Origin of the sequence: Streptomyces sp. NPDC055955, from assembly GCF_042270245.1 — a bacterium.
GTDB lineage: Bacteria > Actinomycetota > Actinomycetes > Streptomycetales > Streptomycetaceae > Streptomyces.
Genome location: NZ_JBHJYS010000027.1, coordinates 114291 through 138545, shown reverse-complemented (window position 1 = coordinate 138545; position 24255 = coordinate 114291). Strand labels below are relative to the sequence as shown.

The following is a 24255-nucleotide window of genomic DNA, read 5'->3' as shown; positions in this document are numbered from 1 at the left end:
ATACGGGTGAGTGATGGTTCAAGGCCGCGCCGCGCTGATCGGCGGGCCGATGCCGGTCAATCGCCCGCCTGTGGCCAGGCGGGCGCTCACCTTGATCCGTGGTCGCCCGTCAGCGGGAAGGGCGAGCGTTCGACCTGCTTTGCTCGCTGTGATGTCTCCACTGACCGCGATGTCCGTGACAGCGCGGCTTCCCGCCACCAGCGCGTACCAGCGGCTCTTGGGTGAACGCCAGCCGGTGAAGGCCACGATGTGCTGGCCGAACCGGCTGCAGGCGGCGGTCGAGCGGGCGCGGGCCACGACGTCGGCGGGTGCGTCCGTGGCGTCCTGGGCCGTGCGAAGGGTGACCGTCACGTTGCCGGAGCCTTGCCAGGTGTCGGTCCGGGCACAGGTCCATAGGGCGTGGCCGCCGCCGTCGGGGAGGTTCTGTTCGGCGAAGTCCCAAGCGTTGACCGCGCGGGCGCCGGTGTCGCGGAGCGACCCGAGACCACACGCCTGATGCGCCCAGGCCAGAAGGGCCGCCGTGCCGGTGGCCTCCCGCGGCGCGCGGGCCGGTGGGCTGCCGTGACCGGGCAAGGGGGTGTAAGTGAGGTGGACCGGAGTCAGATCACCCAGCCCCGCGAGAAGGAACGCGTGGTGCTCGGCGATCCGGTCCGAGGAACGCAGTTGGAGCGCCGGACGGCTGTCGCAGTCGCCGGCCGCGGACCAGGTCGGCACGGTCTCCGTCACGCCGTCCTTTCCCACGCGCAGCGGATGCGCGAGGACGTCGGGTCGCGACAGATCGCGGATCTGTACCTCGGTGATCCAAGGGGCGATCAGGTAGCGTGCGCCGCCGTCCACCGTGCCGAGGGCCACCGCCGCGGCCGTCGTCACATCCGCGTCGTCGACGCGTGCCACGGTGAGCGCCGCGTGCCCGGCCGAGGAAAGGGATTCGCTGTAACGGGCCAGGCGCTGTCCGTCGTACAGCAGCACCACGGCACGGTCGGACACGTTGCCTGCGTACAGCAGTTGCGGTGAGTCCGAGGGAGCTGCCACGGAGGTGGCGGGGGCCGGAGAGACGTGTGTACCGGTCGGCGGACGTGCCCAGACAGACAGCGCGCGGCCGAGCAGGTTCTTGTCCTTCACGCGTGAGCCACGTGCGGGCCAGGCGGTGAAGTCGATGCGTGAGGTGTTGTCCCACAGTTCGGCCGGAGCGTGCGTGAGGCGTGCCGGGTCGGCGGACACCGTCGGTGGGACGGGCTCGGGTGTCGCCTCCTCGGGCAGGGTCGCCACCACCGCAGCTCCGACGATCAGGATCAGCGCGGCAACGGCCGCCCCCAGCCGTACTCGTTGCCTGCGGCGCAACAGGTCGGTGGGGCTCGCCTGAAGAGCGCAGGCGTCGAATTCCTGGGAGGTCAGCAGCCTGGCGGGCGTGTCGCCGGCGATCGCCTTGAGCCCGGAGGCCGCGCGCAGCGCGCTTGCCGCGTCGTCCACACCGGCTGACGTGAGCAGGTCGAGAGCCGTGTCGTCGCTCAGGCAGTACACCGAACGCAGCAGGAACGCCGCGCGGCCAGCCTCGGACATGTCCGACAGACCTTGTGCCAGGGCCAGGTCGTCGGCGCCGCCCGATCGCGGGAACAGCCGAAGCCCCAGGACAAGAGGGAAGCGCGGCACGAGGGTACGTGGCGGAGCAAGCCGCGCGGGCCACAACGACGGACGTCGCCCGTGTGCGAGCGCGCCGCGCAGCACCTCGACGAGGAGCGACGGCTCGGGGATGTCACCACGATGGTTCTCGTCGCGCGGCGACGGAACGCGGTGCCTTGCACGCACCGGACGCGCAGTCGGCAGGGACCGCTGCACCACCGAATGCGCCACGAGGACCCTTCGGTGTCGGCCGAGGGCAGGGGGCAGCACGATGTATGCCAGGCGGACCAGATCGCCGTACTGCTCGACGAGGGTGCTCTCGGCCTCCAGCAAGGGCGTTCCGGCCCGCTCGACAGATCGTCGGAAGGAGCGAAGATGCATGGAGCGCCAGACTTTCCGGGGAGGGAGACCAAGGTGCCGCACTGTGCCAAACGAGTGATTGGCGCGTCGGTTACCGATCGCAGAGCCAGGCGGCGCCGAGAGGCCACTGCCCATCGGGTCGTCGTTGCGAGGGGGATCTTGGTTTCAGCGCTGCGGGTCCTCAGCGCGCGGTCACAGTCACGCGTGAGAGCGGCCTGAGCTGGGCGCTCGCAGCGGCCAATAAGGGGATAGGGCGGCGCTGCACAGAAAGGGTTCAGGAGGCCCGACTGGAGACGGTCCGGGCGTCGACGAGCGCGGCCATGACGCTCTCTACGGCTGCGGCGACGGGCAGTCCCGGGGGCAGGTGGGGCGGCCGGCCGGCGATCGCGCGGTCGGCGAAGCCGGTGTCGATGTGCGGCAGGCGGAGATCGATGAGGGTGACGTGGCGCCTGCGCTGCTCCTTGCCCACGGCTTCCAGCCATGCGGCGAGGGCGGCTTTGGCGGCAGCGTAGTCGGCCATGTGTGGGGGCGGGTTTCCGGCAACCACGCCGGTCAGCGCCGCCAGGACGCCGCCGGGTTCCATCAGGGGTAGCGCCGCGCGCAGGAAGGCGATGGGAGCCTGTGCGTTCACGGTCATGAGGTGTTCCGCGACAGCGTCACTGATGTGGTCGGCGGGGCCGAAGGCCGGCACGCCGACGCAGGTGACCACGGCGTCAAGGCCGCCCATCCGCTCGGCAGCTCGCCGGGTCAGGGCGGCACAGGCGTCCAGTTCATAGGCGTCGAACGTACTCGTCCACACGCCGGGGAGCTGCCCTCGGAGTGTGCGCAGAGCTGTCTCGTCCCGTCCCGCGAGGTGCAGCACGGCGCCTCTGCTGTGGAGGCAGCGCGCCAGGGCCGAGCCCAATTCGCCGGTGGCTCCGGGGACGAAGATCCGGGCTCCGTCGACTTCCATCACGGCGCTCCCTTCCTCAGCGGCACGGTGACGCGGCCGGGCCATGCGCTGGCCCGATGGGGGTTCGAGCGTGACGGGCGGTCATGATCGGCTCTCCTTGCAGGACGGGGCGGGCGCAGCCGCAGACAGCCGCCCTCTTGCGGTCGCTGCATCGAGGCGGAGGCGGCAACGTCCAGGAAGACGTGCAGACTCCTCAGCCCGTCTACACCTGTTTCAGCGAGGCACCAGAGACGGATGCGGCAGACAAGACCTTTTCTGCGTCACGGATTGTTGTCGCTCGCATCGACGGGTAGTCGGCGCCTGGCCATGTGCCGCCATGTTCCGGGGCGGACTCCCCCACGCGATGGCCCACTCCGCTCCGTACTCGCCACCGCTGTCGGCACGACTCTCGGCAGCCGCGCGACTGCCGAGAGCCATGAGACACGTAGGACGGGCCTTCCTCTGGGACTTCCATCGGCCCCGCCCCGAGCCCGCACTCGTTCGACGTGCGAACCGGCGGCGTACGAGGGACCGTTGAAACATGACTCACCCACTCGTCCCGCCGACAGAAACGCCGCCGGCGGAAGGGTCGATCGCCGAAGCACATCAAGAACGGGCCGACGGTGGCATCTGGGAGCACCCCTATTTCTGGGTGTCCCTCATCGCGATCGGGTCAGTGCTGGTGGCCGGCTACTTCCTGGCACGTATCTGGGGTATGTGACCAGCTCGTCGGACTGCCCCGGCAGCCGACGGTCGAACCTGCTCGTCGACGACCGCCGGCTGCGGCACAGCTCTGTGCGCCGACGCGCCGCGCCGGACGGGCGCGGCAGGTCTGGTTCTCCGCGGAGATGACGGGCACGACGGCGGGGCGGGACGGACCGTCGCTCTGCGGATGAAGAACCGAAGGGGCCTGGGACCTGGGGCCTGGGGCCTGGGGGCGCGGGCTAGTCCTCGGGCAATTCGGAGGACTCCGGCGCCAGGAGAGCGATGGCCTCGCGCAGCCCTCGGGGCTGAACCGCTCCCTCGATCCTGGCTCCTCTCCATCCCGGTCCCGCCAGCACGAGAGCAGCCTGTTGCCGTGCGCCGTTGACTCCCCACCCCATTCCCAGGAGATGCAGAGCGAGCGGGGTGCTGGCCAGGGAACGGGTCTGCGACCAGAGGACCACCGCCGCAGGCCCCGTGCGCAGGACCGCCGCGACCAGTGCCTCGGCGGGGACGGCTGCACCGAGCATGCGCACGGGACGACCGCGCTGCAGCAGGGCGGCGTGGACGGCTTCGAGCGGCAAGGTGTGCTGTTCGCCGGGGACACAGGCCAGCAGCACTGGAGGGCTGCCCTTGCGCGTCTCGCCGGGCCCCAGGAGCAGCTGTGCGTTGCGCAGGGCGGTCGACACGTGCCAGGACAAGAGGTGTTCGACCTCGACGTAGCGGTCGCCGGAAGACTCCCATTTGCGGCCGACGGCGTGCAGGGTCGGCATCATGAGTTCTTCCCATGCCGCGACCACTCCGTGATCCTGGACGAAAGCGTTCAACTGCTCCTGGACCGCTAGGGATTCGAGGCGGAGGGCAGCCCGGGCAAGCCCACGGCACTCGGCACGCACCGTGCCGAGCGGCAGGCCGGACGAGCCGCGGCTGCCGGCCTTGCCAGAGGCGCGTGTTGCGGCAGCAGCCCTGGAGAGAACGGGCTGCTCTTCCTGGCCCTGTGGCGCGGCACCGGCGCGCCTTTTGGCGCTGCGTGCCGCTTCGGCCGGGGAGACCCCGGAGGCCGTCAGGCTGCACATCTCCTCGACCATGGCGACGTCCTGCGGAGACCAGCGACGGTGGTGGCCGCGCCGGCGCTGGGCGGGCCCGAGACTGTAGCGCTGGTCCCACGAACGCAGGGTCGTCGGTGAAATACCCAGCCGACGGGCCAGCGCTCCTGACGTGATGGAGGCGTCAGGAGGCTCTGAGCCGCGCAGGGGCGGTGTGGGACTGCCTTCGGAAGCCATGACTCCAGCATATCGACGCGTAATCAATGCGTCTCGACAGAAGGGCGTTCTGACCTGACGGACGACGGCGGCTGCATCCGAGACACCCCGGCAACCTGAACGCTCGGTGACACAGCCTTCCCGTCCCTCAGATCCGCCGCGCTCCTCAATCCTTGTCGCCAGAGGTGACCGATGTCAGCAGCGTCTCAGATCCGTCATCCTTCGCCCAGGGACCTCGCGCTCATCGCGTTGGGCGATGAGACGCCCACGCCGACAGAACGCCATCTGCGGGACTGCCAGGTGTGCCGTTCGGCCCTGGAGTCGTTCCTGCGCGTCTTGAAGGCGGGCCGCGCAGGAGCAACGGAGTCGGTGCAGCCTCCCGACCACGTCTGGGAGACCATCCGCAGACATCTGTAGACACATGCCGCGTGTCCAATCGATGCATATTCGATGCGACTCGATCGATGCTCCCGAACTCGCCAGAGTGAAGACCACTTGATCGGCGACGGAAGGGCCCGGCCCCATGCGCGCTCAGAGCACCCCGCAGACGCACGAGCACGATCTGTGGGCACCCATCGAAGAATCGCTGGCCGACGAGGAAGTCGCGGCAGGGCTTCAGCGCGGGGAGGAAGCGTTCCTGGAGGCTGCCTACCGCCGCTGGGGCACCCTTGTTCACACCCTGGCCTACCGGTCTCTGGGCGACTCTCGTGAGGCCGAGGACGTCACTCAGCAGGTCTTCCTGGCGGTGTGGCGCGGGCGTGAGGGATACGACCCGCAGCGCGGCGCCTTCGCCGGATGGGTCGTGGGCATCACGCGGCGCAAGATCGCAGATGCCCTCACCGCGCGGACCCGCCGAGCCACCCTGGCCTCGGCGGCGAAGACATCGCTGAGCCTGGCGGCCCTGCCTTCCGACAACATGACACGACAGGTCCTCGACCAGGTCGTCGTCCGGCACGAGCTGACGTTGCTGCCCGTACCGCAGCGGCGCGTCCTCCAACTGGCCTTCTACAGCGACCTCACGCACACCCAGATCTCCGAGGTCACGGGATGGCCCCTGGGCACGGTCAAAAGCCACTCCAGGCGGGGTCTGAACCGGTTGCGTCAGCGGCTTGTCGCCACCGACGCGTTCTGACCGACACCCTCGGTCGGCTGGGCCAGGTCCTGCACGACGGTCGGCTACGCCAGGTCCCGCACGACTTCACGGGCCGCCCGCGCTCCCGAGGCCATCGCCCCTTGGACCGACCCAGTGGTGCGGTGATCGCCGCACACATAGCGGCCGCTGCCGGCACGTGAAGAGCGGCTCAAGGAGTGCGGTGGCGCCATCGCCGGCAGGGCATGCGTGATGCTGCGCACGGCCACCAGGTCCCAGGCACTCGTGTCAGTGCCGTACGCGTCAGACAGTGCCTGACGTGTTGACGTTTCGCGTCCGGGGGCTTCAGTGCCGAGCACCGACGTGGCCACCAGGGCGCGATGCGCCGGCGCGTAGGAAGGCACGACTTCGCTGATCACGCAGGTGTTCAGGAATCGTCGCTGCGCGTCCACGATCAGGACGGGCTCGTTCAGCGGTGACGGCGCCGTGGCGTGGTAGTACGTCGTCACGCTTCGGTATGGGGGCACATCCATGTGCGGCAGCAGTGCGGCCGCCGCTTGCGGTCCCGCCGCGACCACCACCGCCCTGGCGGAGACCGAGGTGCCCGCCGCCGTCATCACACCGCTGTCCGTCAGCTGCGCGACGGGAGTCGTGAGGCGCACCGTTGCCTCACTCAGACCGTCCGCGAGGGTGCGCGGCACCGCTTCGATGCCGTCGGTCGGCAGACACAATGTTCCGCGCAGCATGCTGCGCCACACCAGGTGGAAGACGCGGCTGGACGTCTCCAGCCCGTCCTCCAGGAAGATGCCGGACACGAACGGCCTGAGCACGTCCTCGGTGAATGCCTCGGAGACACCGGCCCGGCGCAGAGCGGAGAGCGTGGTTCGTTCTCCGCCGCGCTTGAGGACTGACGCGGGAAGCAGCATGTCGCGGACCGACATCGCCCCGAGCGCAGCGGCGTCGCGGGGAGACATCACCGACTGGCGGCGCAGTCCACCCAGCGCGTCGGGACGGCGCGTCGGATCGTAGAGCGCGACCCTCCCGGTGTCGGTGTGGACCTGCACGCCGGGGGTGAAGGGCCGCAACCGCAGGTCACGCAGCGGCAGTCGGCGCCGAACCTGGGGATAGGCGGTGTTGAAAACCTGGAAGCCCCGGTCGATCACGAATCCGTCGACACGATCGGACCGCATCCGGCCGCCCACTCCGTCCGAGGCCTCGAGCACTTGCACCCGGAGGCCGGCTGCCTGAAGGTCGGCAGCGCATGCGAGCCCCGCGATGCCTGCTCCGACGACCACCACGTCGGTCTTTCCGTCCGTGCGGACCATGAGACACACCTCCACGGCTGAAGCTCCGCCCAAGGGCTCCCTCTCAGGTCGCCCTGCTGTCGCTGTCGGCTCCTTCCCGGCGTGCGCTCGTCGCGGATGCAGAATGCGCTCCGGAGCCTGAGCCGTGCCACGACATCTCATGACGTGACATGGCGTGAGCCGACAGGGATCGGCCTTGCGCGCGGGCCGCTGAACACGGCCCGCGCGCAAAGCTCTACTGAGATCCGGTGCCTGGGGCCTCGGAGGCCGCGCGCCGAGCGATGGCAGCGGGACTGCCCGCTTGCAGGGCCCGATGTGCGGCGGCCTCTGCCGCCGCTTCCCGCGGGTGGCGCAGGCGCCAGTAGGGGTTGTCGTGCGGCAGCCGGCTCGACACACGCCCGTACATGCCGAACGTCAGGATGACCAGCCCCATCACGAAACTGAAGATGACGTTGGTCATGCCGAAATCAAGCACGTTCGCGCTCTTGCCGACGATGAATACGTGAACGAACCCGCTGATCAGGAACAGGGTGCCCACGACCATATTGAGCGTCGAGGCGAAGTTGCCCCCGACGACGCCCCCCGCGACGAGGGCGAGGCCGACGACGACCGAGATGATACTGAGGACGCCGTTCGTGCTCATTCCCGCGATCTGGCTGCCGTTCGTGTCGAAGGGGCTCAGCTCGTCGGCCAGGCCGAGACAGCCGAACACCAGCAGGACCACACCGCAGAAAGCGGCACCCCAGCGGTACACCTGCGCCAGCTTGTGGTCGAGGGGAAGTTCGTCCTTGAGCTCCATGGTGCGGGCACCTCTCTGCTCGCTTGCTCCGCCTTGTGCCCCCAACACCGCTTCTGTGCGACTGCACCCGACGGTTGCATCCAGCGCAGAAGATCACTCTCCGTGGGTCCGGCTCTGTAAAGGGGAGCGTTCCTACGGAACCGGCCGACCCTTATGCCAAGGAGTGAGCGGCAAGCGCCCCAGCGCACCGGGTGCCGGCCGCCTCGTCGGGCGCCGCTGCGCCCGAAGCGGGCATGCGTGCCTGCCGACGGCGGCGGTCGTCGGCAGGGGCGACCGGGTCAGTCCGTCCGGCGGCTCAGGCGCCCGGGCCACCACGCCTTCGGCCCGATGTCCCGGACCAGCGCGGGAACCAGCAGCGACCTCACCACCAGCGTGTCGAGAAGCACGCCGAAGGCGACGATGAAGGCGATCTGCACGAGGAAGGCCAGCGGGATGACGCCAAGCGCGGCGAACGTCGCGGCCAGCACGACACCTGCCGAGGTGATCACTCCGCCGGTGCTGACGAGGGCCTTGAGGATGCCCTCACGAACACCGTGTTCCAGTGACTCTTCCCGGGCTCGGGACATCAGGAAGATGTTGTAGTCCACGCCCAGCGCGACGAGGAACACGAAGCCGTACAACGGCACGGAGGCATCGGTGCCCGAGAACCCGAAGACGTGCCGGAACACGAGCGAGGAGATCCCCAGCGTGGCCGCGAAGTTGAGGGCCACCGTGGCGACCAGGATCAGGGGCATCAGCACGGAGCGCAGCAGTGCGACGAGAATGACCAGGATGATGGCCAGGACCACGGGGACGATCAGCCTGCGGTCGCGTTCAGCGGTTTTCTGGGTGTCGTACTGCTGGGCGGTGTAGCCGCCGACCAGAGCGTCGGCGCCGTCGACCTTGTGCAGGGCCGAGCGCATCCGGGAGACCGTGGCCTTGGCGGCGTCGCTGTCGGCGGCGTCCTTCAGGGTGACGTCGACACTGATCTTTCCGTCCACGATCCGGGTCGGGCCGCTGCCGGGACGTCCCTGCTCGGTCAGGGCAGTTGCGTCGGCCACACCGTCGGTCGCCTTGGCCCGCTCGATGATCTGCTTCTCGTGCCGGGCGTCGGCGATCACCACAGCGGGATTTCCTGAACCGCCGGGGAAGTGCTCGGCAAGGACGGCCTGGGCCTGGACCGACGGGGCGTCGTTGACGAAGATCTCGTCGAGCGGAACGCCCTTGGAATGCAGGGTGGGAGCGAAGGCAGCGCACACCAGGAGGCCGCCCAGCGCAATGGCCCAGATCTTGCGCGGAGCCTTTTCCACGACATGGGCGATGCGGCGCCACACCCCGTGCCCACCGCCGGCGGCCTCCGCCGGGCGCGGGCGGGCGGGCCAGTAGACGGCGTCACCGAGAAGCACCAGGGCGGCCGGCAAGAAGGTGAGGGTGCTCAGTACGGCGCAGGCGATGCCGATGGCGCCGACCGGGCCGAGGGCTCGGTTGTTGGTGAGGTCGCTCAGCAACAGGGCGAGCAGGCCGAGAGCGACCGTGGCAGCGCTGGCGACGATGGCGCCGGTCGACCGGCGCAGCGCGGAGCGCATTGCGGCGAACCGGCCGTGATCTCCGGCGAGTTCTTCGCGATAGCGGGCGGTGAGGAGCAGGGCGTAGTCGGTGGCCGCGCCGATCACCAGGATCGACAGGATGCCTTGCACCTGGCCGTCGACTCGTACGACATCGTGGTCTGCGAGGACGTAGACGATGGCGCAGGCGACACCCAGGGCGAACACCGCGCTGATAATGATCAAGAACGGGAGCAGGGCACTGCGATAGACCAGCAGGAGAATCACCAGGACCGTGATCAGGGCGACTCCCAGGAGCAGTCCGTCGATCCCGGCGAAAGCGTCGGAGAGGTCCGCCTGGCTTGCCGCGGGTCCCGCAAGGACCGCGGTGGCGCCGGTGACAGCGGATGCCTGCTCGGAGATGCGGTCGAGCGTGGAGGGCAGCTTGTCGCCGAGGTCAGGACGTAGCTGGACGACGCCTTCCAACGCCTTCCCATCGCGTGAGGGAATCGCGGGCGACACCTGACCGACCACGCCGGGCGTGCCCTTCAGAGCGGCCAGCGCCCGGGTGGCCCGGCCTTGCTGCGCCGCATCGAGACGCCTGTCGCCGTCGGCGGTCCAGACGACGATGACCGGCAGGGTCTCGTCCTCCTTGAAGGCACGCTGCGCCTCGATCACGCGGGTCGACTCGGCGTTGCGGGGAAGGAACGCCGCCTGGTCGTTGGTGGCGACCTCACCGAGCCGTCCGGCGTACGGGCCCAAGGTGCCTCCCACGGCAAGCCAGCCGATCAGAAGGACGAGGGGCACCAGCCAGCGAGTGGCTCGTGGAGTGCGGGACATGGTTCTCCCAGGGAAGAGGCGGCCGACGACAAACTCAACCACAAAGTATCTCAATGATTGAGTAATGATTTTTCCCGGTCAGGTTGTCGCCTGCTCTTCGGCCCAGGGGTGCCGATCGGATGCGGGCAGCGGGCCTACATCTGGCTGCTGCTCCCGGTCTCGGCGAGTTCCTCGTTGAGGGCGTTCAAGAAGGTCAGCACGAGAGCCAGGTCGGGTTCGCTGAAGCGCCGGCGGACCCGGTCGGTCGCTTCGGCCAGAGGAGCGAAGTGCCTTCGCGCCTTCACCTGCGCAGTGGGCAGGTAGTGCAGGTGCACCACCCTTCGGTCCGCACTCTCACGCACCCGTTTGACGTGTCCCGCCCGCTCCAGCCGATCCACACACGCGCTGATCGCGCCGGAGGTGAGTCCCAGCCGCTGACGCAGCAGGCTCGGGGTGAGCGGAGTGTCCGAGTCCAAGATGGCCGCGAGTGCCTGCACGTCCGTCGGGTGCAGATCCTGGCCGACCGCGAAAGCATGCACGAGCCGGTTGAGTTCACCGTTGAGGCGGCGCAACTCCACGGCAAGGGCCAGCAAGTCCGGGTGCGGAGTCGCCGTTCCGTACTCAGCGCCTTCAGCAGAACTGCCGGTTGCGGGTGCGTCTTCGGGTTCACGGTGGTCCACCTGGCCACCTTACCGACACCGTTCCGGTCTGCCTTCCTGACCTGGCGCTCGCTGCCGCGACCGACCTCCGTCGGCTGGTTCAGGGCCCGCCTCGCCCGGCTGAGTGGGTACTCACTTTCCGGAGGTGTAGTAGCGGTAGTAGGCGGCAACAAACGTTCCCGCGGCGACGATCAGCCCGAGCAGGAAGCAGAACGCCACACCCGCCCCCGAGGGCGCCAGACTCCGCAAGAACGCCACGGCGGCGCCGGCCAGCACCGCCCACAAGGCAGCGCGTGGCCCCGCGCTCAACGACGGACCGACCCGGTGCAACAGCGCGATCAGCACCGCCAGCACCACACCGGACACGACGCCGAGGGCCACCACCGCAAAGGTGATCGCCCCGGTGTTGTGCACAGCAGCCGCCCACACGCCGTAGGCCGCACCCGCCACCGCGGCGACCGCTTCGGCGGTATGCGCCGGCCATATGTCCATGCTCTCCGGCGACTTCGTCGACTTCCGGGTCCGGTCCCTGCGCAGGCCTGGATTCATGGTCTCGAACATGGCTCCACTCCTTGATCTCGACGCCGCGATCACATCTGCTGGACCCGCTGGCCACCAGCACCCACCGTCGGCCGCCACCGGGGCGTCGGCCATGGTGCGTGACAGCGCGTGCATCCGGCCCTCGGGAGGCCGGGCCTGGAACTCTCCACGACCTCGACGACGTTCGTGGCCGTGAGTGGAAGGTCTCTGCATTCCCCAAGGGGCCGCTGTCGAGCAGGCATCCCAGCGTGTGCGTCCTTCTCACCTCCGGTCCACTGCACGCCCGTGTTTCCGCCGCACGGGCCACCGTGGATGCGCCCACTGCTGCCCGGCCTTCAGAAGGGGACAGGGGCGGCCCCGAATTCACGCCGCCTGCTCAGCTGCGAGTCTCCGGCCTCGGTAGCCTTCATGGGGGTGCGTCACCGCGTGCGCGTACGCTCCGGCGGATCTCGGTCATGTCCCCGAGCCGGTCCAGCTGCCACACGGCCCGTGCGGTCCGGTGCACGCCGGCGAGCCGGGCCCTGTGCCGGTCGACGAAAGTCCAGTAGCCCGCCGTGTAGGGGCACGCGTGCTCCCCCGTGCGCTCGCGCGGCCGGTAGACGCACCCCCCGCACAGATCACTCATGCGGTCGATGTAGGCGCCGCCGGACGTGTAGGGCTTGGTGGTCATCCGGCCTCCGTCCGCGTACTGCGACATCCCGACGACATTGGGCACCATGACCCAGTCGTAACCGTCCACGAAGCAGCGATGGAACCAGTCCGTGACCTGGGCAGGTTCCCAGCCGCGTTGGAGGGCGTATCCGCCGAGGATCATCAGACGGGGGATGTGGTGCGTCCAGCCGGTGTCACGTACTTGGGCGAGGACGGTCCGCAGACAGCGCGCCTCGACCGCGTCGGCGTCCAGGTCGTTCCACCACTCGGGCAGCGAACGGGTGTGACGCAGGACGTTGGAGCGCCGGTACTCCTCGCCGAAGTACCAGTACAGCTGCCACACGTACTCGCGCCACCCGGCGATCTGCCGGACGAAGCCCTCCACGCTGTTGAGCGGGGCACGCCCCGCGCGCCACTCCGCCTCAGCCCGCTCCACGACCTCGGCGGGATCGAGCAGGCCGAGGTTGAGGGAGGACGACAGCAGGCTGTGGCTCATCACCGGGTCGGCGGCGAGCATCGCGTCCTCGTAGGGGCCGAACGTGCCGAGCCGGCGCTCGACGAAGCGGTCCAGCGCCGCACGCGCCTCGGCTCGTGTGACAGGGAACAGACGAGGGCCGTCACATCCGACGAAGGACACGTCACCGTCCCGCTCCCAGCGGTCGAGGCCGTGGCGGACCTCGTCGTCGATCGCGTCCTCGCGCGGCCGGTAGGGACGGTCGATCCGTAGAGTCTCGGCATCGCGAGGCGGTGGCTGCCGGTTGTCGTGGTCGAGGTTCCACGTCCCGCCCACCGGCCGGTCGCCGTCCTCCATGAGCAGATCGTGACCGCGCCGAACCCAGCGGTAGAAGTCCTCCTGACGCAAGGACCGACCGCCCCGGCCGTCCGCCCAGGCCGCGAAGTCCGCCATCGGCACCAGGAAGCCCCGCGCCGGTCCCACGCGGACCTGCGGCATCGACCGCACCAGTCGCAGCGCGCCGTACGAAGTGGGGTGATGCACGGTCACCGGGCGGCCCCCGGCCGCTCGCTCCACTCCGTCCCGGTAGGTGGCGGCGCGTACATAGGTCACGCGGTCGCCCAGCTCGGCGGCCCGGTGCCGCATCGCGGACAGCACGAGGTGTGCCTTGGCCCGGTGGAACCGACGCCGCTGGAAGACCGAACGCGACTCGATCATGAGGAGAGGGTCGTTCCGGCCTGGACCGTCCTGCCCAGGGGTGAGGAAGTGGGGCCCGAGCTGGTCTCCGAACAGCCAGTGCACGAGCGGTCCTCAGTCCCGGCCGCGGGCGTGCTTGAAGCGCGCCAGTCCATCCGCCAGGTCGACCAGCGGCGCCGGGTAGTCGAGGGCGGCGCGCTGGTCCGGCAGCAACCGCCAGGGCTCGTGCACCGTGTCGGCCGCGACCCCTGCCAGCTCCGGAACCCACCGGTGTACGTAACCGCCGTCCGGGTCGTAGCGCTTGCCCTGACGTACGGGGTTGAGCACGCGGTGGGGACGTGTGTCGGTGCCGGTCCCTGCGACCCACTGCCAGTTGAGCTGGTTGTTGACGACGTCGCCGTCCACGAGGAGATCGAGGAAGTGCCGCGCTCCGATGCGCCAGTCCACGTACAGCGACTTGGTCAGGAAGCTCGCCGCCAGCAGCCGGGCCCGGTTGTGCATCCAGCCCTCATGACGCAGTTGGCGCATCGCCGCGTCGACCACCGGGTAGCCGGTGCGGCCGTCGCGCCAGGCGGCGATGTCCTGCGCCGCGTCCTTCTCGGTCCGCCAGGAGTCGTGCCGCGGGCGGTAGTCGTGCCGCGCCGTGTCCGGGCGCGCGGCCAGCACCTGGTGGTGAAAGTCGCGCCAGCACACCTGACGCACGAACGCCTCGGCGCCGGGCCCGCCGCGGCCCCGGGCCCGGTGGATCAGTTCGACCGGTGAGATGCTCCCGAAGTGGAGGTGGGGCGAGAGGCGGGAGGTCGCGTCACCGGCCAGGTCGTCATGTCGTTCCTCGTAGCGTGTCAGGTCGGCACCGCACCAGCGCGCGAGCCGTTCGCGCCCTTCCGTCTCGCCTCCCGTCAACAACCCTGGCGAGACGCCGGACATGAGCGAGCGGGACGGCAGTGCCTCGCCGTGCACCCGGTCGGGTACGCGCACGGTGCGCGGCGCGGGAAGAGGCGCGCGCAGGGGTTCCTGCGACCACCGACGGAAGTAGGGCGTGAAGACCGCGTAGTGATCGGAGCCGGCCGGAGTCACCGCGCCGGGCGCGACCGCGGTCACCACTCCCTCGTACACGCGCAGAGTCACACCCTGGCGTCGCAGTGCGTCACGCAGCCGTTGTTCGCGGCGGTGTGCGTATCCGGTCACACCGGCAGCCATGTAGACCTGCGTCGCTCCGGACTCCGCCGCGACGGCGCACACTTCCGGTACGACGGGTCCCGACCGCAGCACCAGCCGACCGCCCGTGCCGCGCAGCGAGGCGTCGAGATCGGCTAGGCAGTCGGCCAGGAACGCCTCCCTGTTGGGCACGGCGAATCCAGCGTCTCGGATACCGGGGTCGTGCACGAACAGCGGCACCACCTCGTCCGCAGCCGCGACCGCGGCGTGCAGGGGTGGGTGGTCGTGCGTCCGCAGGTCCGAGGTGAACAGGACGACCGCGACGGTCATGGGATATCTCCTGGTGCAGTGCTGCTGGTGCGGTGGGGAAGGCTGTGGCTATCCCCACGAGGTACTTCCCGTTCGGCGGTCGCTTCGGATGCGGACTGTGCGCACCCCGTTCACGCGTGCCTGCGCACCCTTGGCCGCGGCCCGGGTGATGTTGCGCGTCATACCGCCGAACACGACGGCGTGGAACGGGAAGGCGAGCCACCAGTAGACGTGCCCCAGCAGGCCCCGCGGGTGAAACAGGACGTGCTGCCGGTAGCGCGTGCCGCCCTGTGGATCCGTCTCGACCCACATCTCCAGCCAGGCAAGACCCGGCAGACGCATCTCCGCCCGCAATCGCAGCAGCCGTCCGGGTTCGATCTCCTCGACCCGCCAGAAGTCCAGTGAGTCGCCGACCCGCAGACGCTCGGTGTCGCGGCGTCCGCGCCGCAGACCGACACCGCCGACGAACCGGTCGAGCCAGCCCCGCACGGCCCAGGCCGGCGGGAAGGAGTACCAGCCGTTCTCCCCGCCTATCCCCTCGACCACCCTCCACAGGGCTTCGCCCGAGGCGTCCACCGAGCTCAGGCGTTCGTCCTCATAGAGGCTGCCGCCCGCCCAGTCCGGGTCGGTGGGCAGCGGATCGCTGGGGGCGCCGGGAGCGGACGCGGAGGACCAGCGGGTGACGACCTGGGCCTCCCGGACCCGGCGCAGTGCCAGCGCTAGCGCCTCGTCGAACGGCAGTGGGCGACCCGGAGGGTCTGGTACGTACGTCGCGATGTCGTGTTCGCTGCAGACCACCTCGTGTCGCAAGGACTCGGTGAGCGGGCGGGCCAGCGCGGCCGGCACCGGAGTGACGAGACCCACCCAGTGACTCGACAGCCTCGGGGTGAGCACCGGAACCGGCACGATGAGCCGCCGCGGCAGTCCGGCCACGGCGGCGTAACGGCGCATCATCTCGCGATAGGTCAGTACTTCGGGTCCGCCGATGTCGAAGGCCCGGTCGACGTCGGCGGTCATGGTGGCCGAGCCGACGAGGTAGCGCAGGACGTCGCGCACTCCGATGGGCTGGGTACGGGTGTGTACCCAACTGGGTGTGACCATGACCGGCAGACGTTCGGTCAGATAGCGCAGCATCTCGAAGGACGCGGAACCGGAGCCGATCACGACGGCGGCCCGCAGAACGGTCGCGGGGACCGGTCCGTCGAGAAAGATGTGCCCGACTTCGGCCCTGGAACGCAGGTGTGGGGAGAGGGAGCTTTCGGGGATGCCCCGAGGGGTGAGTCCGCCGAGGTAGACGATGCGCCGGACCCCGCAGGCGTGCGCTTGCGCGGCGAAGATACCGGCGGCGCGGCGGTCGGCTGCCTCGAAGCCGGGTCCGGAGCCGAGCGAGTGCACCAGGTAGTAGGCGACATCTACACCGCGCAGAGCCGCGGCGACCGACTCGGCGTCCTGGACGTCACCGCGCACCACGTCGACCTCACCGGCCCAGCGATGGTCACGCAGCTTGGCCGGCGAGCGAGCCATGCAGCGGACCCGGTGACCGGTCGCCAGCAGTTCCGGCACCAGCCTGCCCCCGATGTACCCGGAGGCCCCGGTCACAAGGCAGTGCAGTGGTTCCTCGGACCGTTGTCGGTTCTCCACCATGGCTCGTCCTCCCAGCGCTCGGCCGTGATCCTTTCCGGCGCTTCATGCGCCCGCTCTGGGTGGCACGCCACGAGGGACGCCCACCGACATAGATGTTTCGCAGCGGATCGCTGTCCTGGATGCGGGACTCGCGAAGAATCGGCCGGTACAGGGCTTGGCAGGGCAGGTGACCGCAGTCCTGGTCGGTCTTCGTCGCGCTGGCGTCCCGGTGGGCCTCGCACTCGTCCTCATAGGCGACGTCCTCGTCATGCACGATGAACGGCTCGCCTGAGGGACACGGGTAAGGAGCTCCTCCGAGGCGGCCTGTGCCCAGGCCGGGTGGTGTGGCCGACTCAGTGGACGGTGCCGGCCATCCCACCGCCTCCGGTGTCGACGCCCCCGACCGGCTTGGGCGCGTCGGTGTCGACGCCCCCGACCGGCTTGGGCGCATCGGTGTCGACGCCGCCCACCGGCTTGGGCGCGGGGAAGGGTTGCTTGTCCTGCCGGCAGGTCGTTCCGGCCGGCGGGAGCGTGCCGTCGACGAGGTACCGGCTCTCGTACGTCTTCACGCAGCTGCTGGTGTTGATCAGCGCGGTGTGGCCGTATCCCTCGTGGGTGAGCAGGCGGGCGTCGGCCAGTTCCCCGGCCAGCGCCTGCGCGTCCGCGTAGGGAGTGGCGGGGTCGTACCTGGTGCCGACCAGCAGGATCGGGTGTGCCGTCGGCCTGTTCCACGGGCCCCGGTAGCGCTCGGCCGCGACGGCCGGCCAGGAGGCGCACGCCACGGGGGCCCAGGTCCAGACGCGTCCGGCATCGCCGGCGCGTCGGGCGGCGGCCTCTTCCATGGCGGGGTAGGCGGCCGGGTCACGCGGATTGGGGCTGTCGCCGCAGATCACCGCACCCGCCTGTTCCTCGCCGAGGTACGGATTCGGATGCGGAACCGGCGGCGGGGGCGGGAGCGGGGACGCCGTGGCGACGCGGCCCTGCCAGAGATCCCGCAGTCTGCCGGCGAGCTCCGTCCAGCCCGGGTGGACGGTGTAGAGGCTGTGGAGCACGTCGTCGATCGTGTGGCCGTAGGTCCACTCACCCACGGGATGCGCCCGCAGCCGCCGCATCAGCTGGTCGAACCTGTCCCGGGTCGCTTTCGGGCTGCCGGCGGAGAAGGCGCAGCCCGCGGTGTCCGTGGATCCGCACAGGGTGAGGAACCGGTCCAGGACCACTGCCGCGGCGCGGTCCGCGCCCATGCGCAGGAACGTGTTCAGCCGGGGGTCCGCGTCGGAGGCGTGGTTCGTCCAGGCCTGCGGATCGATGTCGCTGTCGAGGACCATGGCGCGGACCTTGCCGGGGAACAAGTTGGCGTAGGTGGCGCCCAGGATCGTGCCGTAGGAGGTTCCGAGGTAGGTGAGTTGCGCGTCGCCCACCGCCTGGCGCAGCCCTTCGAGGTCGCGAGCGGTGTCGGCGGTCGACACATGACGCAGCAGCTCGGGGTCACGCCGCTGACAGCGCTGAGCCAGGTCCCGGTATGCGGCGAACACGGCCGCTCGCTGCTGTGCTCCGACCGGGACGCCGGCCGGTTTTGCCGCGTTCCACACGGCGGCCTCCGCGGGAGTCGCGAAGCAGTTCACCGCGGTGCTGCTGCCGATCCCGCGGGGGTCCCAACTGACGATGTCGAACCGCTCCCGCACCTCGCGCGGGAAGAGCTCGTATTCCTGTGGCATCTGGATCGTTCCCGGCCCGCCGGGTCCGCCGGGGTTGAAGAGCAGGGTGCCGATGCGTCGACCTGGGTCGGTCGCCTTCCGTTTGATGACCGCCAGTTCGATGGTGCGACGCCCCGGGTCGTCGTAGTCCAGCGGCACCTTCGCGGTCGCGCAGTCGTACGGGCTGCCGTGAACGCAGGGTCTCCAGTCCAGCTCGGGCGCCGGCACCGAAGCGGTGGGGAGACGTCCGGCCGCGGCGAGGTCCGGCCCGGTCAGAACGGCCGGGTAGGTCAGCAACGCGGCGATGACCAAGGCACCGATCCGACGGCCCGCTATCGGTCCAGATATGTGCATGCCATTGTCCTTCCACGGCTGAGGGCCGGACGCCCTTCCGTGCTGGACGCCGTCACACCTGTGCCAACGGCACCGCGGCTCGGCGACGCGCGCGAGCCGACCGCGGCCACATGGCGGAACCACCGTCGCCGTGTCGCCGGCGACGCGGCCCGCAGCACCCGGCCGGCTCCTGGACTTCCACCGCAGGAACGACGCGAGTGGCCGACCCCTGTGTACGGTCCGGCCGGCTGTCGCGCTCAGTGGTCATCCGCAGAGCTCGGCCACAGCCGGCCACTTGTCCTGCCCCGGAGGCGACCGGCCGCCCACTTCGCAGGGTGCTACCCAGCAGCCACAACCGGGCCGGCCGTAACCTGAGGAGGGTTGGGGAGCAGCGACGAGAGGCTGTCCCGTACGAAGTCCGCCGCCTGTCTGACCGACTCGTCGGCCCCGGACCGGTCTTCGAAGACGCTGGTGGAGACCATCACTCCGTCCCCGGCGTCCACCCAGTAGTAGGCCACGAAACCGGGAACGCGGCGGAGCAGGGGGACGAATCCCTCGTCCACGCGGCGTCCTGCCTCGGCGGAGTCGGTCACTCCTTCGTAACGTCGAATCACTGCGTACACAGCTGATCTCCTCATGGGTCCCAAGGTCACCTTGCGCGAGACGACCTACCCCCACCGGGCCTCTCCGGCCCGGGGAACACCCGGACGTGACCCGGATAGGCGCATCGGTGATCCCACCCGGGCGTCTGCTTCGGCCAGGGCCGGGCGCACCGAGGGACGTGTGTCCTGACTCGATCCCGGGCCAGGGCTGCGTCGGCGAAGATGGACCTGTCCACCGCCCCGCCAGCGAGGAGTCCTTGCGCAGATGGCTACTTCCGCCCCCGGCCCGAGGCCGCCGACGATCGCCGATGTCGCCCGCGTCGCCGGCGTCTCGCGCACGACCGTGTCGCACGCCCTCAACGGGCTCGGCAAGGTCGACCCCCGGACACGGGAGCGCGTCAGGCAGGTCGCGGCGGAACTGGGCTACCGCCCCAACCTGCGGGCGCAGCGGCTGCGGCGTGGACAGGCGAAGGCCATCGCGCTGGCCTCCTCGATGCCGTTCGCGGTGGCGGGCGGGCCGTCACGGCTCGGCTTCTACATGGAGGTCGCGGCGGCGGCCGCGGAGAGCGCGCTCCTTCACGACTACGCACTCGTGCTCGTACCGCCCGTGCAGTCGGATTCCGCGCTGTACTCCGTCGACATCGACGGAGCCATCGTGGTCGAGCCGGAAGCGGATGACGCCGCGGTCGCCCAGCTGCGTGAACGCGGCCTGCCGTACGTGGCGCTCGGCAGGCCGGTGTCTGCCGAGGAGGACGCGCCGTACGTCGATCTGCACGGTGATCTCGTGGTGGAGCTTCTGCTGGCGCACCTGCACGCGCAGGGTGCGGTGCGGCCGGCGCTGGTCGTGGGCTCCGGTACGCGGCACTCGTCCGTCGATGCGCTCACCGCGTACGAGCGCGTCGCCGAGCGGCACGGCTGGACGCCGATCGTGGCGCGGGTCCCGGAGTCGGGCGGTGAGAAAGCGGGGTACGAGCGGTGCGCCGAACTGCTCGCCGAACACCCGGACGTCGACGCGGTGTGCGCGCTGGTCGATGCCTTCGCGGTGGGCGCGGTCCGGGCGATCCGGGACAGCGGGCGGACCGTGCCGGACGACGTCATGGTCGTCACCCGCTACGACGGCCTGCGTGCCCGTACCTGTGAACCGCCTCTGACAGCGGTCGATCTGCACCTGGACAAGGCGGCGTCCGACGCGGTGGAGCTGCTGCTGGGGCGGCTTCGCGGGGACACCGCCACGCCGTCGGTGGCGGTGTCCCCGAACCCGCGGGTGATCGTGCGGGCTTCGTCGCTACGAGCCGGCCGGAACTGAATCCCCGGACTCGTCCGAGCCCGGACCCGTTCAGGCCCGCAGCATCAGGACGAGCCCGGAGACCAACGCGAAGACCAGCACGAACAGACGCATTCTGCGTGCGGCCAGACGGTGGTGCACCAGGCGGCTGAGCCACGCACCGGCCGCGATCGCGGGCAGCAGCGCGACTGCCTGGCCGAGTTCCGTGACCTCGGCTTTTCCTGTCGCGAACAGCAGCGCCAGGGAGGCGACTTCCCCGATGAGGAAGCACGCGGCGACCGTGGAGCGCAGTTCGGCGGGCGGGCGGTGCTGGTAGACCAGCGCGAGCGGAGGTCCGCCGACACCGGTCGCGGTCTCGGTCAGCCCGGTCACCGCGCCCGCGCCGATGTATGCGGCCCGCCCGGGTGTGAACGCGGGCACGGTCAGGCTCGCGACGGCCGCGAGCACGGTGGCGCCGCCCACGAACAGGCCGAGGCCGCGTTCCGGGATCAGCCAGAGCACCCCGAGACCGGCCGGGGTGGCGGCGAGCCGCGCCCCGGTGATCCAGCCCGCGCCGCGCAGGTCGAGCGAGGACCGCTCGCGCCAGGCGACGTACAGGTTGAGCGGGATCATCGAAGCGAGGACGAAGACCGGGACGAGGCCGGGATCGAGGATTCCGGCCACGGGCGCGACGATCAGCGCGAAACCGAGTCCACTGCTGCCCTGCACGAAGGCGGCGACGGCCACCGTCACTGCGAGAGCCGCCAGTATCTGCGTACTCACTGCGCCGTGCTCCGATCCTGTGACCTGATCAGTGCCCGTGATGCCGTTGACGTGGGGTGCACCCGGGTGACGTTCGCCCGGGCGACGGCAGCGCGGGCCAGTTCCGCCGCCCGTCTCACCAGTTCGGGCCCGTCCCATTCGGTCGGCCGGCCGTGCCACATGCGCAGTCGCCCGGCGACGAAGACGGCGGTGATCTGGTCCCGGTTGCCGCGTCGTACGAGTTCCCACGGCAGGTCCCAGGAGAGCGCCAGCTCCGGTGTGTCGACGTCGACGAGGAGGAAGTCGGCCGCCATGCCCGGGGCGACGGCGCCGGTGCGGGCGCCGAGCCCGACGGCATCCGCACCGCCCCGGTTGGCACGCTCCAGCCACGTCCAGCCGGCGCCGCACGACGAGTCACCGGTCGCCAGACCGTACGCGAGGCGCTGCGCGAATTCTGCGGCCTCCGCGAGCCGGAAGCCGTCGCCGCGGGTGCCGTCGGTACCGAGCCCGAAGCGGATGCCGCGCTCGGCCATGGCGGTCGCGGGCGCGACCGCGTTGCCCTTCCACGCGCTGGCGACGGGGTTGTAGCTGACAGCGGTTCCCGTGTCGGCGAGCAAGGTCAGCTCGCGGGGCGTGAGCATCGTGGCGTGCGCGGCGAGCAGTTGGGGGCCGAGCGCGCCGACGCTGTGCAGGTGTTCGAGGGGGCGCAGCCCGTGTCGGACCAGGGAGCGTTCCACGCCGGCGAGGTGCTCGTTGACGTGAATCTGGACGACGGCCCCGGCCTCGGCGGCCAGGCGGGCGGTGGCGTGCAGGGTGCGTTCGGTTGCCGCCTCGGGGATGGACACGGCCAGGGACGGATGGATGAGTGGCTCGCCGTCGTAGCGGGCGAGGTGCTTCTCGGCCCGCGCGAGAACGGCCGGGTGGTCCGTCGCTTCCTCCTGGTCCGCGTCGTTGCAGACGAGTCCGAGGACGCAGCGGATGCCGGCGTCACGCGCGGCGGACGCGACCACGTCGACGTCGACACCGGCGCGCGTGCCCGCGTCCGTGACGGTGGTGAATCCGCCACGCAGCGCTTCGAGGGCGGCCAGCATGGCCGCGGTGTAGGCCGATTCCTCGTCCAGCGCGCCTTCCAGCGGTACCCAGACCCGGCGGAAGATCTCGGAGGGCTCCCCGAAGGCGAGTGCGGAGCCGAAGCTCTGGGTGAGGTGATGGTGGGCGTCGACGAATCCGGGCATCAGCAGATGACCGGGCAGCCGTACGGCCGGCAATTGAGGGTGCGCGCGCTCCAGTTCGTCCGCCGGCCCGACGGCTTCGAAGCGACCGTCGTCGATCGTGACGGCCCAGCCGTCGGCGGTGCCTTCGGGCAGCAGGACCGCGCCCGGTACGAGAAGGCGCGGGCCGGGCCCGGCGAGGAGATCGCGGTCGTGTCGGTTCATCGGTCGCTTTCCGTGCGGGCGGCGGTCAGACGGGCGGCGATGCCCGGCCTGACATGGTGGAAGAGGACGTTGAGAACGGCGGCGGCGAACGTGCCGACGGCGACGCCGCTTTCGAGGAGGATGCGGGCGTTGGGCGGGAACGCCCCGTACACGCCGGGGACGAGAATGGGCAGGAGCCCCAGTGCGAGAGCGACGGCGCAGATGAAGGTGCTGGTGTGCTTGTCGAGGTCGGAGCGGCCCAGCATCTGGATGCCGAGCACGGTGATGACGGCGAAGACGACCATGGCCGTGCCGCCGACGACAGCGCTCGGGATCACGCTGATTGCGCGGGTGACGGGTGCGAGGAACCCGATGACGACCAGCACGACTCCGGCCGCGGCGGTGACGAACCGGCTGCGGACGCCGGTGACACGGACGATGCCGATGTTCTCCCCGCTGGTGACCATGAGGGGCAGGCCGAAGAATCCGCCGAAGAGCGAGGTGAGCGCGTCCGCGCGGACGGTCTTCGGCACGTCGGTCCGCTGGTCGATCGTCTTGCCCACGGCCTCGGCGTTGATGACGGTCTGGCCGGTGGCCTCGGCCATGGATGCCAGGGTGTAGAGCATCAGAGGCAGAGCGGCCACGAGGTTGAACTCGGGTGAGCCGAAGGGCATCAGGCGCGGCAGGTTCACCAGTCCGCCGCCCATGGCACCTGCGCCGTGGACGGCTCCGACCGCGGCGGCGAGTGCGGTGCCGGCGAACAGGCCGAGCATGACGGAGAGTTGACGCAGGATGCCGCTGAAGAACAGGTAGAAGGCGACGGTGAAGCCGATCGTCGCCAGGCCGAGACCGAGGTTGGTGGGATCGCCAAAGCCGGGCGAGCCGGGCTGTCCCGTGACGAGGACGGCGCCGACCTTCACCAGGTTGACGCCGACGATGACGATCATGGTGCCGATGACCAGGGCGGGAAAGTACGCGAGCAGCCGGGAGAAGACAGGCAGCACGACGAAGGTGAACGCCGCCGTCAGGACCACCGCACCGGTGGCGATGCGCACGCCGTGCTGCTCGGCGATCGCGAGGAACAGAATGAGCGGAGCGCCGCCCGGCAGCATCACGAAGGGCAGCCGAGGCCCGAACTTCCAGGGCCCGAGCGACTGGATCAGGGATCCCACCCCGGAGAGCACGAAGGCCGCCGAGAGCAGATCGACGGTGAGTCCGGGGCGCAGGCCGAGGGTGGCGCTCATCAGGAAAATTGCCGAGATGGGGGTGGCGGCCATCACGAGAACGTGCTGGATCCCGAAGAGCAGGATCCGCCCCATGGGACGCGACTCGTCCACGGGGTGCACGGCGGGTGGGGCGCCTTCGCCGAGTGAACTCCCTGTGGTGTCGGGGCCGGCATCCTCGGGACCGGCACCGTGGGGACGAGCACCGTCAGGACGAGCTCCGTCGGGACCAGCACCCTCAGGGTGGGGACACTCATCCGGATCGACTGCCCGCGTGGGCTGGGAGTTGACGGACTCGAAGGTGTCGGCGTTCTGGGTCGGAACGGGGGTGGGCTCGTCTGCCCGGTGCTGGGCGGCGGGACTGGAGGCCGGCGGTCGGCTCTGGCGGGGACTGGACATGTTCGGGCTCCGTTCGGGCGTACGGCACGCTCGGATATCAGCCGCGATCCGGCCCTGGACGGA

19 protein-coding genes are annotated in these 24255 nt (G+C 70.2%); 3 read left to right on the top strand and 16 right to left on the bottom strand.

Going from position 1 to position 24255, the window contains the following annotated elements:
* Nucleotides 1-18 precede the first annotated feature (18 nt).
* On the bottom strand, nucleotides 19-2001 hold the full coding sequence (locus tag ACFC96_RS39055) for a hypothetical protein (protein ID WP_376617033.1): 1983 nt from the start codon (nucleotides 1999-2001) through the stop codon (nucleotides 19-21).
* A 253-nt stretch (nucleotides 2002-2254) separates the two neighbouring features.
* On the bottom strand, nucleotides 2255-2932 hold the full coding sequence (locus ACFC96_RS39050; protein WP_376267722.1) for an SDR family NAD(P)-dependent oxidoreductase: 678 nt from the start codon (nucleotides 2930-2932) through the stop codon (nucleotides 2255-2257).
* Nucleotides 2933-3452: 520 nt separating this feature from the next.
* Here ACFC96_RS39050 and ACFC96_RS39045 point away from each other — a divergent pair.
* Nucleotides 3453-3632 carry a DUF6480 family protein gene (locus tag ACFC96_RS39045; protein ID WP_340460918.1) on the top strand — a complete coding sequence of 60 codons (180 nt, stop codon included), beginning with the start codon at nucleotides 3453-3455 and terminating at the stop codon, nucleotides 3630-3632.
* 223 nt (nucleotides 3633-3855) lie between these two features.
* On the opposite strand, the gene ACFC96_RS39040 is transcribed toward ACFC96_RS39045, so the two are convergent.
* Nucleotides 3856-4896, bottom strand: a complete 1041-nt coding sequence (locus ACFC96_RS39040; RefSeq protein ID WP_376617031.1) for a MerR family transcriptional regulator — start codon at nucleotides 4894-4896, stop codon at nucleotides 3856-3858.
* A 502-nt stretch (nucleotides 4897-5398) separates the two neighbouring features.
* Between ACFC96_RS39040 and ACFC96_RS39035 the strand changes: the two genes are divergently transcribed.
* Nucleotides 5399-6007, top strand: coding sequence for a sigma-70 family RNA polymerase sigma factor (locus ACFC96_RS39035; RefSeq protein WP_376617029.1), 609 nt, complete (start codon nucleotides 5399-5401; stop codon nucleotides 6005-6007).
* A gap of 44 nt (nucleotides 6008-6051) precedes the next feature.
* On the opposite strand, the gene ACFC96_RS39030 is transcribed toward ACFC96_RS39035, so the two are convergent.
* From ACFC96_RS39030 to ACFC96_RS38985, 10 genes are all read right to left on the bottom strand, one after another.
* Nucleotides 6052-7290, bottom strand: coding sequence for an NAD(P)/FAD-dependent oxidoreductase (locus ACFC96_RS39030; protein WP_376617027.1), 1239 nt, complete (start codon nucleotides 7288-7290; stop codon nucleotides 6052-6054).
* Nucleotides 7291-7504: 214 nt separating this feature from the next.
* Nucleotides 7505-8068, bottom strand: coding sequence for a DUF4383 domain-containing protein (locus ACFC96_RS39025; RefSeq protein WP_376617025.1), 564 nt, complete (start codon nucleotides 8066-8068; stop codon nucleotides 7505-7507).
* A 278-nt stretch (nucleotides 8069-8346) separates the two neighbouring features.
* Nucleotides 8347-10431, bottom strand: coding sequence for an MMPL family transporter (locus ACFC96_RS39020; protein ID WP_376617023.1), 2085 nt, complete (start codon nucleotides 10429-10431; stop codon nucleotides 8347-8349).
* Nucleotides 10432-10565: 134 nt separating this feature from the next.
* Nucleotides 10566-11090: a MarR family winged helix-turn-helix transcriptional regulator gene (locus tag ACFC96_RS39015; protein ID WP_376267700.1), complete on the bottom strand. Its 525-nt coding sequence runs from the start codon at nucleotides 11088-11090 to the stop codon at nucleotides 10566-10568.
* Between the two features lie 111 nt (nucleotides 11091-11201).
* On the bottom strand, nucleotides 11202-11630 hold the full coding sequence (locus ACFC96_RS39010) for a hypothetical protein (RefSeq protein ID WP_376617021.1): 429 nt from the start codon (nucleotides 11628-11630) through the stop codon (nucleotides 11202-11204).
* Nucleotides 11631-12015: 385 nt separating this feature from the next.
* Complete coding sequence (locus tag ACFC96_RS39005) at nucleotides 12016-13515, bottom strand: cryptochrome/photolyase family protein (RefSeq protein ID WP_376617019.1); 1500 nt, start codon at nucleotides 13513-13515, stop codon at nucleotides 12016-12018.
* A gap of 9 nt (nucleotides 13516-13524) precedes the next feature.
* Nucleotides 13525-14898, bottom strand: coding sequence for a cryptochrome/photolyase family protein (locus tag ACFC96_RS39000; RefSeq protein ID WP_376617017.1), 1374 nt, complete (start codon nucleotides 14896-14898; stop codon nucleotides 13525-13527).
* A 48-nt stretch (nucleotides 14899-14946) separates the two neighbouring features.
* Entirely contained in the window at nucleotides 14947-16521 is a 1575-nt protein-coding gene (locus ACFC96_RS38995; RefSeq protein WP_376617015.1) for an SDR family oxidoreductase, read from the bottom strand.
* Between the two features lie 332 nt (nucleotides 16522-16853).
* Nucleotides 16854-18548, bottom strand: coding sequence for an alpha/beta hydrolase (locus tag ACFC96_RS38990; protein ID WP_376617013.1), 1695 nt, complete (start codon nucleotides 18546-18548; stop codon nucleotides 16854-16856).
* Between the two features lie 317 nt (nucleotides 18549-18865).
* On the bottom strand, nucleotides 18866-19150 hold the full coding sequence (locus ACFC96_RS38985) for a hypothetical protein (protein ID WP_340460665.1): 285 nt from the start codon (nucleotides 19148-19150) through the stop codon (nucleotides 18866-18868).
* A gap of 244 nt (nucleotides 19151-19394) precedes the next feature.
* On the opposite strand from ACFC96_RS38985, the gene ACFC96_RS38980 reads away from it, so the two are divergent.
* Nucleotides 19395-20435 (top strand): substrate-binding domain-containing protein, encoded by a 1041-nt coding sequence (locus tag ACFC96_RS38980; RefSeq protein WP_376617011.1) that lies wholly within the window; start codon nucleotides 19395-19397, stop codon nucleotides 20433-20435.
* A gap of 30 nt (nucleotides 20436-20465) precedes the next feature.
* On the opposite strand, the gene ACFC96_RS38975 is transcribed toward ACFC96_RS38980, so the two are convergent.
* From ACFC96_RS38975 to ACFC96_RS38965, 3 genes are read right to left on the bottom strand one after another with little or no spacing between them, the layout of a single operon-like run.
* Nucleotides 20466-21176: a TSUP family transporter gene (locus ACFC96_RS38975; RefSeq protein ID WP_376617009.1), complete on the bottom strand. Its 711-nt coding sequence runs from the start codon at nucleotides 21174-21176 to the stop codon at nucleotides 20466-20468.
* Nucleotides 21173-22591: an amidohydrolase family protein gene (locus ACFC96_RS38970; RefSeq protein WP_376617007.1), complete on the bottom strand. Its 1419-nt coding sequence runs from the start codon at nucleotides 22589-22591 to the stop codon at nucleotides 21173-21175. The genes ACFC96_RS38975 and ACFC96_RS38970 overlap by 4 nt, the downstream gene beginning before the upstream one ends.
* Nucleotides 22588-23889, bottom strand: coding sequence for a uracil-xanthine permease family protein (locus ACFC96_RS38965; RefSeq protein WP_376617071.1), 1302 nt, complete (start codon nucleotides 23887-23889; stop codon nucleotides 22588-22590). The genes ACFC96_RS38970 and ACFC96_RS38965 overlap by 4 nt, the downstream gene beginning before the upstream one ends.
* Between the last annotated feature and the right edge of the window lie 366 nt (nucleotides 23890-24255).

Bases quoted from the DNA above. Each gene is read 5' to 3' on its own strand.
- ACFC96_RS38965 (WP_376617071.1), bottom strand. From the start codon at position 23,889: ATGGGGCGGATCCTGCTCTTCGGGATCCAGCACGTTCTCGTGATGGCC.
- ACFC96_RS39050 (WP_376267722.1), bottom strand. From the start codon at position 2,932: ATGGAAGTCGACGGAGCCCGGATCTTCGTCCCCGGAGCCACCGGCGAA.
- ACFC96_RS39055 (WP_376617033.1), bottom strand. From the start codon at position 2,001: ATGCATCTTCGCTCCTTCCGACGATCTGTCGAGCGGGCCGGAACGCCC.
- ACFC96_RS38980 (WP_376617011.1), top strand. From the start codon at position 19,395: ATGGCTACTTCCGCCCCCGGCCCGAGGCCGCCGACGATCGCCGATGTC.
- ACFC96_RS38990 (WP_376617013.1), bottom strand. From the start codon at position 18,548: ATGCACATATCTGGACCGATAGCGGGCCGTCGGATCGGTGCCTTGGTC.
- ACFC96_RS38995 (WP_376617015.1), bottom strand. From the start codon at position 16,521: ATGGTGGAGAACCGACAACGGTCCGAGGAACCACTGCACTGCCTTGTG.
- ACFC96_RS39045 (WP_340460918.1), top strand. From the start codon at position 3,453: ATGACTCACCCACTCGTCCCGCCGACAGAAACGCCGCCGGCGGAAGGG.
- ACFC96_RS39035 (WP_376617029.1), top strand. From the start codon at position 5,399: ATGCGCGCTCAGAGCACCCCGCAGACGCACGAGCACGATCTGTGGGCA.
- ACFC96_RS39010 (WP_376617021.1), bottom strand. From the start codon at position 11,630: ATGTTCGAGACCATGAATCCAGGCCTGCGCAGGGACCGGACCCGGAAG.
- ACFC96_RS39000 (WP_376617017.1), bottom strand. From the start codon at position 14,898: ATGACCGTCGCGGTCGTCCTGTTCACCTCGGACCTGCGGACGCACGAC.
- ACFC96_RS39030 (WP_376617027.1), bottom strand. From the start codon at position 7,290: ATGGTCCGCACGGACGGAAAGACCGACGTGGTGGTCGTCGGAGCAGGC.
- ACFC96_RS39040 (WP_376617031.1), bottom strand. From the start codon at position 4,896: ATGGCTTCCGAAGGCAGTCCCACACCGCCCCTGCGCGGCTCAGAGCCT.
- ACFC96_RS39025 (WP_376617025.1), bottom strand. From the start codon at position 8,068: ATGGAGCTCAAGGACGAACTTCCCCTCGACCACAAGCTGGCGCAGGTG.
- ACFC96_RS38970 (WP_376617007.1), bottom strand. From the start codon at position 22,591: ATGAACCGACACGACCGCGATCTCCTCGCCGGGCCCGGCCCGCGCCTT.
- ACFC96_RS39020 (WP_376617023.1), bottom strand. From the start codon at position 10,431: ATGTCCCGCACTCCACGAGCCACTCGCTGGCTGGTGCCCCTCGTCCTT.